Origin of the sequence: Latilactobacillus fuchuensis (assembly GCF_900258455.1) — a bacterium.
GTDB lineage: Bacteria > Bacillota > Bacilli > Lactobacillales > Lactobacillaceae > Latilactobacillus > Latilactobacillus fuchuensis.
This window is the reverse complement of the sequence record NZ_LT984417.1, coordinates 632335-644635: the sequence shown is the minus strand read 5'-3', so window position 1 is coordinate 644635 and position 12301 is coordinate 632335. Positions and strand designations below refer to the sequence as shown.

At 40.2% G+C, this 12301-nt stretch carries 13 protein-coding genes; 2 read left to right on the top strand and 11 right to left on the bottom strand.

The annotated features are described in order from the left end of the window. Positions 1-58: 58 nt before the first annotated feature. The 5 genes from rfbB to LFUMFP_RS02945 are packed head-to-tail and all read right to left on the bottom strand — an operon-like array spanning position 59 to position 3807. The gene (gene rfbB / locus LFUMFP_RS02965) at positions 59-1087 is read right to left on the bottom strand and encodes a dTDP-glucose 4,6-dehydratase (RefSeq protein ID WP_106483030.1); all 1029 of its coding nucleotides are present in this window, start codon (positions 1085-1087) and stop codon (positions 59-61) included. A gap of 3 nt (positions 1088-1090) precedes the next feature. Then, positions 1091-1861: a DUF4931 domain-containing protein gene (locus LFUMFP_RS02960; RefSeq protein WP_106483029.1), complete on the bottom strand. Its 771-nt coding sequence runs from the start codon at positions 1859-1861 to the stop codon at positions 1091-1093. A 12-nt stretch (positions 1862-1873) separates the two neighbouring features. Further along, a complete protein-coding gene (locus LFUMFP_RS02955) occupies positions 1874-2245 on the bottom strand; it encodes a methylglyoxal synthase (RefSeq protein ID WP_106483028.1) in 372 nt (123 codons plus the stop codon). Further along, the gene (gene galE / locus LFUMFP_RS02950) at positions 2242-3234 is read right to left on the bottom strand and encodes a UDP-glucose 4-epimerase GalE (RefSeq protein ID WP_106483027.1); all 993 of its coding nucleotides are present in this window, start codon (positions 3232-3234) and stop codon (positions 2242-2244) included. Before galE ends, LFUMFP_RS02955 begins: the two co-directional genes overlap by 4 nt. Before the next feature lie 15 nt (positions 3235-3249). Then, entirely contained in the window at positions 3250-3807 is a 558-nt protein-coding gene (locus tag LFUMFP_RS02945) for an NAD(P)H-dependent oxidoreductase (protein ID WP_106483026.1), read from the bottom strand. Between the two features lie 106 nt (positions 3808-3913). On the opposite strand from LFUMFP_RS02945, the gene LFUMFP_RS02940 reads away from it, so the two are divergent. Then, positions 3914-4864, top strand: a complete 951-nt coding sequence (locus LFUMFP_RS02940) for a helix-turn-helix domain-containing protein (RefSeq protein ID WP_106483025.1) — start codon at positions 3914-3916, stop codon at positions 4862-4864. A 641-nt stretch (positions 4865-5505) separates the two neighbouring features. Here LFUMFP_RS02940 and LFUMFP_RS09800 read toward each other — a convergent pair. From LFUMFP_RS09800 to LFUMFP_RS02920, 5 genes are read right to left on the bottom strand one after another with little or no spacing between them, the layout of a single operon-like run. Continuing rightward, a complete protein-coding gene (locus LFUMFP_RS09800; RefSeq protein WP_158697717.1) occupies positions 5506-5661 on the bottom strand; it encodes a hypothetical protein in 156 nt (51 codons plus the stop codon). Between the two features lie 20 nt (positions 5662-5681). Further along, entirely contained in the window at positions 5682-6644 is a 963-nt protein-coding gene (locus LFUMFP_RS02935) for an NAD(P)/FAD-dependent oxidoreductase (protein WP_106483024.1), read from the bottom strand. 11 nt (positions 6645-6655) lie between these two features. Further along, positions 6656-7663, bottom strand: coding sequence for a FecCD family ABC transporter permease (locus LFUMFP_RS02930; RefSeq protein ID WP_106483023.1), 1008 nt, complete (start codon positions 7661-7663; stop codon positions 6656-6658). Next, positions 7656-8651, bottom strand: a complete 996-nt coding sequence (locus LFUMFP_RS02925) for a FecCD family ABC transporter permease (protein ID WP_106483022.1) — start codon at positions 8649-8651, stop codon at positions 7656-7658. Before LFUMFP_RS02925 ends, LFUMFP_RS02930 begins: the two co-directional genes overlap by 8 nt. Next, positions 8644-9441 carry an ABC transporter ATP-binding protein gene (locus LFUMFP_RS02920; RefSeq protein WP_025083964.1) on the bottom strand — a complete coding sequence of 266 codons (798 nt, stop codon included), beginning with the start codon at positions 9439-9441 and terminating at the stop codon, positions 8644-8646. Before LFUMFP_RS02920 ends, LFUMFP_RS02925 begins: the two co-directional genes overlap by 8 nt. A 186-nt stretch (positions 9442-9627) precedes the next feature. Between LFUMFP_RS02920 and LFUMFP_RS02915 the strand changes: the two genes are divergently transcribed. Continuing rightward, on the top strand, positions 9628-10557 hold the full coding sequence (locus LFUMFP_RS02915; protein WP_025083965.1) for an ABC transporter substrate-binding protein: 930 nt from the start codon (positions 9628-9630) through the stop codon (positions 10555-10557). A 474-nt stretch (positions 10558-11031) separates the two neighbouring features. Here the strand turns inward: LFUMFP_RS02915 and dltD are convergent, their stop codons facing one another. Next, the gene (dltD, locus tag LFUMFP_RS02910) at positions 11032-12300 is read right to left on the bottom strand and encodes a D-alanyl-lipoteichoic acid biosynthesis protein DltD (protein ID WP_025083966.1); all 1269 of its coding nucleotides are present in this window, start codon (positions 12298-12300) and stop codon (positions 11032-11034) included. Position 12301 lies beyond the last annotated feature (1 nt).

The window sequence follows — 12301 nt, the reverse complement described above, 5'->3', positions numbered from 1 at the left end:
AAATTATCTCCAATTATTGGGGACAGTTCAAAAATAAATCTATTCGAAAAATGACCATTTATTGGCCATTTTTCGAATAGTTAGCTTCCACACCAGCTTTTTGTCTTTGCCACCAATCCGCATGTTCCTGATACCAATCTATTGTATTTTGCAATCCCACTTTAAAATCGGTGTATTTTGGTTTCCATCCCAATTTTTTACGCAGTTTCTCTGAGTCTATGGCATAGCGTAAATCATGACCAGCACGGTCTCTCACTATTTCATAGTTTGTCTGAGGTTGATTCATTAATTCAAGAATTAACGCTAATACTTCTCTATTATTTTTCTCTCCCTCAGCACTAATTAAATAAGTCTCTCCAATTTCTCCCTTCGTCAATATTGTCCATACTGCATTCGAGTGGTCATCCGCATGAATCCAATCACGTACATTTTGACCGTTTCCGTACAATTTAGGTTGAATACCACTCAAGATATTCGTAATTTGCCGTGGAATGAACTTTTCAACATGCTGATATGGCCCATAATTATTCGAACAATTTGAAATAGTTGCTTTCAATCCAAACGAACGAACCCATGCACGCACTAACATATCAGAACTTGCTTTTGAGGCTGAGTATGGACTACTTGGATTATATCTACTATCAGGAGTGAATTTTTCACCGATGCCATCACCATGACCTGGTAGCTCTTCACGTAGTGGTAAGTCGCCATACACTTCATCAGTTGATACTTGATGAAACCGTACATTATATTTACGACATGCTTGAATTAAAACATAAGTCCCCATGATATTGGTTTCGATAAATGGTGCTGGATTTACCAATGAGTTATCATTATGACTTTCAGCAGCATAATGTACGACTGCATCAGCTTTTTGAACCAATTTATCAACTAACTCAACATCACAAATATCTCCTACTATCAGTTCAACTTTATTAGAAGGTAAATTGGCTAAATTCATCACATTTCCGGCGTAAGTTAATTTATCCAAAACTGTCACGTGAACGTCGGAGTGATTGTTCACCACATAATGTACGAAATTAGCGCCTATAAACCCTGCCCCACCAGTTACGATAATATTTTTCAATTCCTATGCCTCCTGTAAATTACTAATAAATTTAAGAAATTCATTTTTGATATGCCGTACATAATCATCGTCAAATTTTTGACCAATTCTATAACCAACGAAATAAGGTGATGCAACAAATCTTGGAACGACTTTACAAATATATTGATTATCGATTTTATAGAAAAAAAGATTATAGGAGTTACAGAGACCTTTATAATATTTATTCAAAACGAACTTGACCGTCTCTTGTATTATTCTTGCTGCTACAGGCATTGCTTGTTGCGTATTCCAAATAATATTTGTCTCGAAAAAGCCCATGATAGGATATGTCGATATATTTGCTATCACGCCAGCTTCTTGATAAAGGATCGAACCACCGAAATCATCACCTCTAATGTTTTTATAGCCATTTGTATTCTTTAATCCAATTATCTGCATGTGCGGGTGCGTTTGTGAACCACCCGATTCTGGTCCAAAATTTTTATACAATAAAACACTTTTGAACTCTCCCGAATTTAGTAACCCTTCCCAACTACATATAGCATATTTCAGTATATGCTCCCATTCATTTATTTCATAATTCGATATATCGCCATCATGCTTTTTCGACTCTATCAATACTAATTGACTAGCCTTCTCTAATGTAGGGTACTTATTCTTTAATAGAATCATTTCTCCATGGATATCAATCACATCACTCAAGTGATCGATAGAGCAAAAAGGGCATTCACGACTTAACTTTGTTTTCTGAATTCCAGTCGATGCAACAAATGTCAGAATATTTTTACTCATGAACTCACCTCATTAACAATGCTTTTGTAGTGAATTAAGCACTACTCTTGCTGTTGCACTATTGGTTGCAAACACAACATTATGAAGATTCGATATTCTAACCAACATTTGGATATCATTTTCATGCGGATGAGAGCTGAGCGGATCAATCAAAAATAATAAAACATCTAAATCGTGCTTTAATATCATATTTGCAACCTCAATATCGCCCCCCTCTGGACCACTTTTAAATAACTTGATATCAGAAATACCAATTTTATGGATTTCCATTCCAGTTTGCTTTGTTGAAAACAACTCTTGTTTTTTTAAAACCTGACTATATTGTTGTGCTATATTCAACAGTTCTTGTTTTTTGTTATTATGTGCAATCAAAGCTATTTTCATTTTATATATCCTTTGGGGTTATTTTTATGCCAATTCCAAGCTGTTCTAATAATATCTTTGATATCACTATATTGAGGGGTCCAGCCGAGAATTTCTCTTGCTTTTTTACTATCTGCTACCAATACATCTGGGTCTCCTGACCTTCGAGGTGAAATAGTTGTAGGTATTTTTTTATCCGTAACTTCTCTAGTGGCGTCAAGTATCTCTTTAACTGAATAACCCTGATTAGACCCTAAATTAAATGCTGTACTTGGATTACCCGATTTCATATATTCTAATGCCAAAATATGGGCTTCAGCTAAATCTAAAATATGAATATAATCTCTAACATTTGTTCCATCAGGCGTTTTATAATCATTACCGTAGATATGGAACATAAGACTATCGTCAGCGGCCACTTTTAAAATATTGGGTATGAGATGTGTCTCATTACTATGGGCTTCCCCAATTTGTCCATTTGGGTGAGCACCGGCCGCATTGAAATACCTAAGTGCAACATACTTAATCCCATCAGATTGATCAACCCAATGCATAATACGTTCCATCATTAATTTACTATCACCATACGGATTAATTGGATTTTTAGAACTGTCTTCTAGTATATATTTCGACTCTGATCTGCCATAAACTGCCGCAGTTGTCGAAAATACTATCCGTTTAATTCCATATTCTTTCATTACTTCTAATAGCGAGATAACTCCAATAACGTTATTATCGAAATATTTTAATGGATTTTCGACAGACTCTGGAACAATTGAATAAGCATCCATGTGAATTACAGCATCTATTTGTTCTTTTACAAATAATTTTCTTAAAAACGTTTTATCTCTAGTATCACCTTGATAAAACCTGGCTTTAGGATGAACTGATTCTCTAAACCCGGTAGAAAGGTTATCTGCAACAACGACATCAAAACCTTTATCAATTAAGTAATACACCATATGTGATCCAATATATCCGGCACCACCAGCAACTAAGATTGTTTCCATGATGATTCCCTCCTTTTATTTACTGATACTATTGCTAATAAACTTCTGTATTTCATCGACGTATTCCTGAGTATTGGGATCCTTTACGACATCATGAAACGATAAAGAACGTTTTTGAGGAACCAGTGGTTTAAATCCACAATATTTAAAAGCACAATATAATGGAAATAACACGTCATCTACGTTTTTACCTTCAAAGAATTCATTCACATTATTAAAAGCATACTCTGGAGCGTTCCAAGTGGTAGACATGATGTACTTCGTGTCATTCATCATGCCACCATCACCATAATGAACAGATGAGCCATAAAACTCACTGTACATGAACACATCGTCTAAATATTGTTTTAACTTACCAGGTACTTGAAACCAATAAATTGGAAATTGAAAAAATACTAAATCTGCCCATAGAAACTTATTTACTTCATCAATTGGTTGATATTCTTCAATATTAGAAACTCTAACCTCATTTTCTTTCCTAACACCATTCATAAATGTATGAAACAATAACTTATTTAGTCCTCCATTGCTATCAACATGTTCTGCATAACCATTAACTAATAATATTCTCATCTTCAAATCTCCCTCACCTATCTAACAATTTGCATTCTAAACGAGTATAATCAATTTGTAGAAATACATCATATTACAATAGTAATAATTCGGAGAGGATGCTTGAATGCAAATTGGTGAAATAATAAGTTTCTATCGAAACTATCAAAACCTAACTCAGACTGAATTAGCTCAAGGTATCTGTTCCCAAGGGAATATTAGTCTAATTGAGAAAGGATTAAGAGTGCCCTCTATCGAGATGGTAACAATGATTAGTAATAAATTGGGAATCTCGTTAGATGTCTTTGAAAAAAGTAACTTCTATGAAAATCAAGAACGGCAGGTCAACGTTATATTAAATGAACTAGAGTCTTTAGTTAATTGCCGTAATTACAGCAAAATGGCATTCTTATTAACGAACGATATTTTAAATAAATACTGCAATAATCCAATTTCAAAGCAACAATTTCTTTGCTATAAAGGGATTTACATAAATTATTACGAAAAAAATCCGTCAAAAGCCTTGGATATATATAGACTTGCATTACAGGAAACCAACATAACGTCCTTCCAATCAATTTTTGACTTCCCCAAACATAAAAAACAGTTTTCAAAAATTGAAACACTACTTATTGCTGGAGCTGCAAGTTGTTATTATTTGACTAACAAATATGAGAAAGCTTCCATTTTATTTGAAATTGCCTATAACAATATTGACCATATTAAAATGCAACTTTCAACTCAAACTCTAGGAACAATTTATTACAATGCTTGCAAAAATTTAAAAGCATTAAAAAAATACGAAGACGCTGTCAACCTTGCTGAAAAAGGGATCTTATTTGAATCTTCTCGAAAGACAATATACAGATCAGCAGAGATATACTTTGAGTTGGGAGAAATTATGACGCTTCAAGGTAAGTTGAAAAAGGCCGAAAAATCTTATATACGTTCCATGTACCTGTCTTTCACAACAAATAATAATCATTTTTTACGTTTATTATTAATTGCTTTAAAGCGAAAAAAAAATTTAAGTATACTCCAAGAAAACATTATTATGCTTGAAAAATCATTTACTTAAAAAGTTCATAGATTTCTATTATCTTTCAACATTGACGTTTTATTTTACAAAATCTATAAATGATATTTCTTGCACTTAAATGTTTGAATTTATGGATGATCGTCTAGTTGAATAATCAATTACCACTCCAATTTCAATATTCCAGACACATTCCTTGAAGTTTAAGTTCCCAATAATAAATACTGCTTTCACATATAAACTAAATCTTGAATTATATTAGTCGTTTCTATTCAATTAGTCTTGCACTTAGATTGTAAATTCGGTTTAGTAAAAAAGCCCAAACTAAAAGTAATAAGAATCCAGTTAATGCGACAACCATTAGAATTGCAAGTATTAAACCTGATTTTTTAAAATATCGATGCGTTACTGTTTCCTCTTAAACAAGTACTTGGCTTCGAATGCCACGCTTTTCATACTGTTTAATTTGACGATCTGGTATCGGAATTTCATTCGCTAGCATGTGGACATAGAATTCATTGTAATAACCCTTAGTTAATTTGAACGTAAATAGAGAATATCGGCTATTGTACCATTCAATCGGCTGATTGAAATACAGAAATCTGATTAACAATTTAAACACAAATAAAAGCGGTCAATCCTGAGAAATTAGGATTGGCCGCTTTTATTTTTAAAGTCATCGTTTAATCTTCATCCCCGATTAAATCTTTCATTAGTTCACTCACCTCATTAAGCATTGGCAAACTTGAACTTTCAGTTTCTCGGCGAGCCTGATTACTCGTTTGGTTCACCCTGTTTGATTGATCTTTTTCGATAAGCTTAATTTTATTCGTTTTCACGTCCAGAACCTCCTTGGCCTTTATTCCGCCGTCCAATAAGCCGCATTAATCTGGTCAAAGTCCTGATTATGGGTGGTGACCATCGGGGCTTTTTCGGTTGGGTGCAGTTGTTGGGCAATCGTCGCCATCGCCACTGTGCCTTCCTGGAAGGCATTCGCAATTAAACTAACCCCAATCTTAGTGCCGACTTGCTGGCCAATTGGTTGGACCAAAGGCGTCGCTAGTTGGTCTGGGGTTAATTGCCAATCGGTATGCGTGTCCAATGAACGTCGGTAGCCAAAGCTCGCCACGACCGTATCGACGGCCACGGTTTGTTGATTAGCTAAGGTAACGGCCGTCAATTGACCATTAGCCTGTTGATAACTTAGAATCGGTTGGACTTGGTAATCAATTTGTGGATAAGTTGTTAAGAAGTCTTGTTCCTCTGCTTCGGTCGCAAATGGTCGCTTGGCGACAATCCAATGCACCTCTTTGGCGGTTGCGATTAAATGGGGCGCCAAAGCCATCAAATTATAGCCCGGCCCGACTAATAAAACCGATTGCTCATGATAAGCGGCCGGATTCTGTGGTACGTAACTAACATTGGTGTAGGTCTGTTCTGCTAATAACGGCCAAGGCTTATGGCGGACCATCCCGCCACCAATCGCGAGCACTAACGCTTTCGTTTGGTACGTGGTTTCAGCAGTCTGCACGTTGTAAATCGCCGCAGTCGCCTCATAACTGACATCCGTCACGAGGGTTGCCGTCCGCAAGGGCAGCGGATAAAGTTGTACTTGTGCTTGCAGATTCTGAATCAACTGGTGTCCACTGATACTCGGCTGACCCCCGATATCGTGAATCACGCGTTCTGAGTAAGTCACCACTTTACCGCCTAAAGTGGGACTCGCTTCTAGTAATTGCGCTTTCAAACCATATAAACCAGCTTGAAACGCCGCGTATAACCCGGCAGGCCCGCCACCGATAATCGTTACGTCGTATACCATCTAAAGTCTCCTTATCTGTCGGTTTTAATTAATAGGTAAATAAAATACGGGGCGCCAATCAACGCGACTAACACGCCGGCCGGTAATTCAGTGGTTGGACTGAGCACCTTACCGAGTGTATCGGCAATCAATAAAAAACTACTCCCTAACAAACCGGTCAACCACAGTTGATAGCGATGTTGTGATCCGATAATCCGCCGCGCAATGTGGGGGGTGATTAAGCCGATAAAGCCAATCCCACCACTGATTGACACACTCGCACCCGCTAACATCACAGCGGCGCCAATCAATAATAGTCGTTCTTTTTGGAGTTGAATCCCAAGTGATTGCACGCTATCGTCACCAAGAACTAAGACGTCTAAGAGTCGTTGTTTGCTCATGATGAACGGGATTAATAACAGTAGCCACGGTAATAGCGCCCAGACAAACGGCCAACTCGTGCCCCAAATGCTGCCAGCTAACCAGGTCATCACGAATTGATAATTATCTGGTGATAACTTCAAGGTTAATAAGACCATTAATGCCGAAAAGCAGGTGGAGAGTGCAACCCCGGTTAATAATAACCGATTAGGCGTAATCCCCCGCCCTTTTTGATACGCACCCAGAAAGATAATCGCCGCACTGATGAGCGCACCACCTAATGCCAGAATCGGCAGTAGAAATAGCTGACTGCTCTGATTAGCCGCAAAAGCGATGAATAACATGACCGCAATCCCCGCGCCGGCATTAATCCCTAAGAAGCCGGTATCAGCCAATGCGTTTTGCGTGGTACTTTGTAACACTTCGCCGGCCAGTGCTAAGGCAAAACCGACTAGAATCGCGACCACAATTCGCGGTAAGCGAAAATCGACTAGGATTAAGGCGTCTTGCGCGCTACCTTGACCGCGGATTAGTTGCCCAATTGCTTGCCAGCCAATCGTTAATTCGCCCGTCTGCAAACTAATCAGACTGACGACGACGATCAATAGACCGAGACCGATTAACCAACTCGTAAAGCGTTTCGGCTGTTGTTTAACCATGTTGGCGTCCCTCCCGTCGTGCTAAATAAATAAAGAATGGCACCCCGATAATCGCGATGATAATCCCAAATGGTATCTCTTGTGGTGCGTTAATCGTCCGCGCGACTAAATCAGCTAAGACAACTAGACTCGCACCCAATAACAGACTAATCGGCATCACTTTACGTGTATCCGGCCCAACTAAAAAGCGCGCAATGTGCGGGATCATTAACCCGATAAACCCAACCGAACCGACCAAGGCGACCGATGCGCCCGCTAGAATCACGACACAACCAAAACCGATTAAGCGAATCCAACCGGTCTTCCGGCCTAAACTGAGGACTAATTCATCGCCCAATTGCAATAAGTGTAACTGTGGGGCTAATAAGAGACTGATTAACAAGCCACAGACTAACCAGGGGCCTAAGCCACTGAGTTGTGCCCAGTTAATCGCCGCCACGCCACCAAAATGCCAGAAGGCTAAATCCTGTTTGAGTTGCATCACTAGCGCGAGGCCTTCACTCAACGCGACTAAGCAACTACTAATCGCCATCCCGGCTAACACCACGGTCGTCGTTTGACTGCCACTTTTAGTCCGACTAATGGCCACGACTAATAACGCCGCGAATAATGCTCCGGTGAACGAGAATAACGCCGTGCCACCCGGACCCATCTTCGGGAAGAAAATAAAACTGACCGTTAACAATAAGCCCGCACCAGCGTTGATACCGAGTAAGCCAGAATCAGCCAACGGATTATGCGTTAAGTCTTGCATAATCACCCCGCTACCCGCTAAACTGGCCCCAATCAACGCCGCGCCAAGCACGCGTGGTAACCGAATGGTGTGCACGATTGCTTGGGTTAAGGAACTGGCGTGATAATCGACTAGCGTTTGCCAGACCGTTTGTAACGGTACCGTTGCGGCACCCAAACAAATCCCTAACACTAAAGTGATGCCTAACAAAATCAAACTCCCCAGCAAAATAATTTTAAAATGGCGTTTATTCATCTGTTTCGGCCCCGTTCCAGCGATCATACGTCAGAATTAACGGCCGACCATCGTGTTCAACTAAGGTCGCATCAATGTTAAAAATCTGCCGTAAGTTGGTCTGCGTCATGACCTCTTGAACGCTGCCACTGACTTGTAATTGACCGTCTTTTAAGGCAATCAGTTGATCTGAAAAGCGGGCGGCGTGGTTCAAATCGTGGAGCGCCATGATAATCGTCCGGCCTTCGTTTTGATTCAAATCTTGAATCAATAACATGATTTCTAATTGGTGCGTTAAATCTAAATAAGTCGTTGGTTCATCTAAGATTAAAATTTCGGTATCTTGTGCAAGCGCCATCGCAATCCAGGCCCGTTGACGTTGACCGCCTGATAAGGTACTGATGAACCGGTTCTCAAAACCGACTAACCCCGTCCGTTCAATCGCCCAATCAATTTTACGTTGATCGTTGGCCGACAGCGGCATCAGTGGTTTGCGGTACGGAATCCGGCCAAACGCCACTAAATCCGTCACGGTTAGGTCGCTCATTAATTCCCCCGTTTGCGGTAGGACCGCCATTGATTGGGCGAGGGCTTTGGAATTTTGTTCGGCCAAATTTTGGCCGTTAAACAAGACCGTGCCACTGGCGGGCTTCAATAAGCGGGCAATCGTCCGAATTAACGTCGATTTGCCACTGCCGTTGGGACCAATTAACGTCGTAATTTGACCTTTGGGAATTTGAATGGATAATGCTTTTAAAATTAAGTGTTGTTGGTACCCCACACTGACTTGTTCAGTCTTTAATATCGACATGCTGAAGACTCGCTTTCCGTTTTTTAACGGTACTAATTCATTATAAGAAATGGCGCGCGCGTTGACAATCCCTCGCCATTAACCCGTTAGCGCTCTCAATTTGGTAAAAAGCCCTTGACAACAAGGTCTATCACCATTGATAATGAGAATTGTTCTCAATAAATATTTTTTACCTTTGGAGGGTTTATGAAAAAAAGTACACGTTTCTTCAGTTTATTAACGATTACCTTCACCGGCTTATTATTAGCTGGTTGTCAAAATAAAAGCACGACCAAAACGGCGACGACCCGGACTTTAACCGATAGCATGCAACACAAGGTTAAAGTGCCAACGCATCCGAAACGCGTGATTGGTTCGTATCTCGAGGATTACTTAGTCTCACTCGATATTCAACCAGTCCGCCAATGGTCCGTTAAAAACGGCACGAGCCGCCAAGACTATCTTGCTAAATATCTGAAAGATGTGCCATTGATTAATTATGATTTACCTTACGAATCAATCGCTAAGGCTAAACCAGATTTAGTATTGGTTGGCACTAGCAGCACCGTGCAAGGTGGCAAATACGCCCAATACAACAAGTTAGCCCCTACTTACGTCGTTAAAAATGGCGATACCGTCAGCTGGCGTACCCAATTAATGGACGTCGCTAAGGCGGTCAACAAGACGGCTAAGGCGAAACAAGTGCTCAAGAAATACGATCAACAACGCGCTAAAGCCCGTAAAACGGTCCAACAAAAAGCGCCCAATCAATCGGCTGCTGTCTTGTGGGTGACTAACAATTCAGCCTTCATCGTCAACGACCACGCCGCGAGTGGTGCCTTGTTATACCAAGAATTAGGCTTAAAAGAACCCGCACTAGTCCAATCCATTTCTAAAAAAGCAACCGCTGACTGGTCGCCAATCTCACTTGAAAAATTAACAGAACTCGATGCCGATTACATTTTCCTCGTCAACAGTGACAAGAGTGCCGCGATGTTCAATGAACCCATCTGGCAAAATTTAAAGGCCGTTAAGAATCAAAAACTCTTCAGCTACGGTCCCAAAACAAGTTGGATGTACAAAGGCCCAATTGCCTATACCGAAATGACGAAATCAGTGCTTAAGGACATTCAATAATATAAAATCAAGCTGTGACAGAACTCGGTTATCAATTGAGTATCAAGTTGAAAATGCTGGTTATCCCGAACTAAGGATAACCAGCATTTTTGATTTGAACGGAAATTGATGAGTTCTGGCGCGCGTCAATAAATAATGTTCATTTAATATTAGAATACTACGACTTATGTCACAGCCCTTTTTAGTTTGAGGTTAGAAACTGACCACGGCAACAAAGACTCTGGTTTTTAAAACGTACTTCTTGAGCAAACTTTTCCGCTTAACTACAAAATATCCCGAATGGTTAAAAAACAACCATCCGGGATATTTTTAGGTTATACTCAAAGTTTAAACGCTCAAGTCAGCACTCTGGTCAAAACGTGCTTCCAAGCCAGCTTCTTCCGTCTAGCTACAAATAAAGCGGATATGACTAAAAATCAGTCATATCCGCTTTATTTTAGGTTATACTCAGAAGCTGACCGGCTTGTCAGCACTCTAATCAAAGTCTTCTACTTGGTCTCCGCCTACATTTTGCCATGCTCGGCTTAGGAAGTCGTTGTTGATATCGTACTTCACTTTACCGGCTTTTTTCGTTGCCATGAATGGTTTCAAAGCTTGATCGACTTTTAACCAACCGCGCCAGCCTAAATGAATGGTATCTTGCATGAAGTAAGGTTGATTGCCATCCTCAGTCATATCTGTAATATGGTTAAAGCCTTGCGACTGCAGTTGGTAACGAACTTTCTGATCAAAACGATTCAACATCCCTTGTGACAACCCAGTGTAAGAAGCCCAGCGTGCATTGACTGGTGGAATCACGAATTGGACGTCCATTTTATGTTCTGCAAAATAGGTCAACATTAATTGGAAATCCGCAAATTCTGGTGAACTTTCGTAATTAAAATTCCGTTGAACACCCTTTAATTGGGCTTCGTGTGGTAATACCCGTTTTTTGTAGAAATCATCTTTAATGCCAAACGGATTATCGCCAGTTGCTTGTTGACCCAGCGTCGTTGCCACCGTATTCAGCTGCACATCATCCGCTTGTGCCGGTAATTTTTGAATGCCCTTTTGGACAAATTTTTCCCGACCGTGAATGAATAATTGACTAAATAATTGATCTTGATGTTGGAGTGCTGGTCGTTTAACGTTAGCGATGTAGACTTTTTGGGGTTGCGTTAATGGTAAACCCAACGCCTTATTCTTCAACGCATCCCGCACAACGCCACTCGTGGTGTCACTCGTTAATTGTAAGATTCGTGTCGCCGTATAACGTGTGGCCGCCGTGTTCTTGGCGTGCAACAAGAAATACGATGTTTGCAACGGTGAATAGAAGAAATCGAACATATTGGCTTTGACCCCTTTAGGGACAAACCATTGTGGCGAAACAATCACCACGGCTTTCTTACCATTCAAATGATTGCCGCTGGCTTGGAGTGATAAGAAATGCGTTAAGGATTGCGTACCCGGCGCGCCAATTAAAAAGGGCTTGTTCTGCCAATTATATTTAGTAGCCATGACTGACGGATGCAAAGGATCCATCCGCGATAATTCTGATGAACCAATCACCGGAATATAATTCGCATCAAAAGCGGCATCCTTAATCGCTTCACCTTTAATCACGTTGGCCGACATCGAAGTCGCCGCCGTTGATAACGTTTTGGCACTTGGACGGCCAAAACGCAATGGTGATAATAATAAAACCATTAAACCTAACGCAGCAACCAGTACTGGTCCAAATATGTGCCATAACTTTTTAAACATG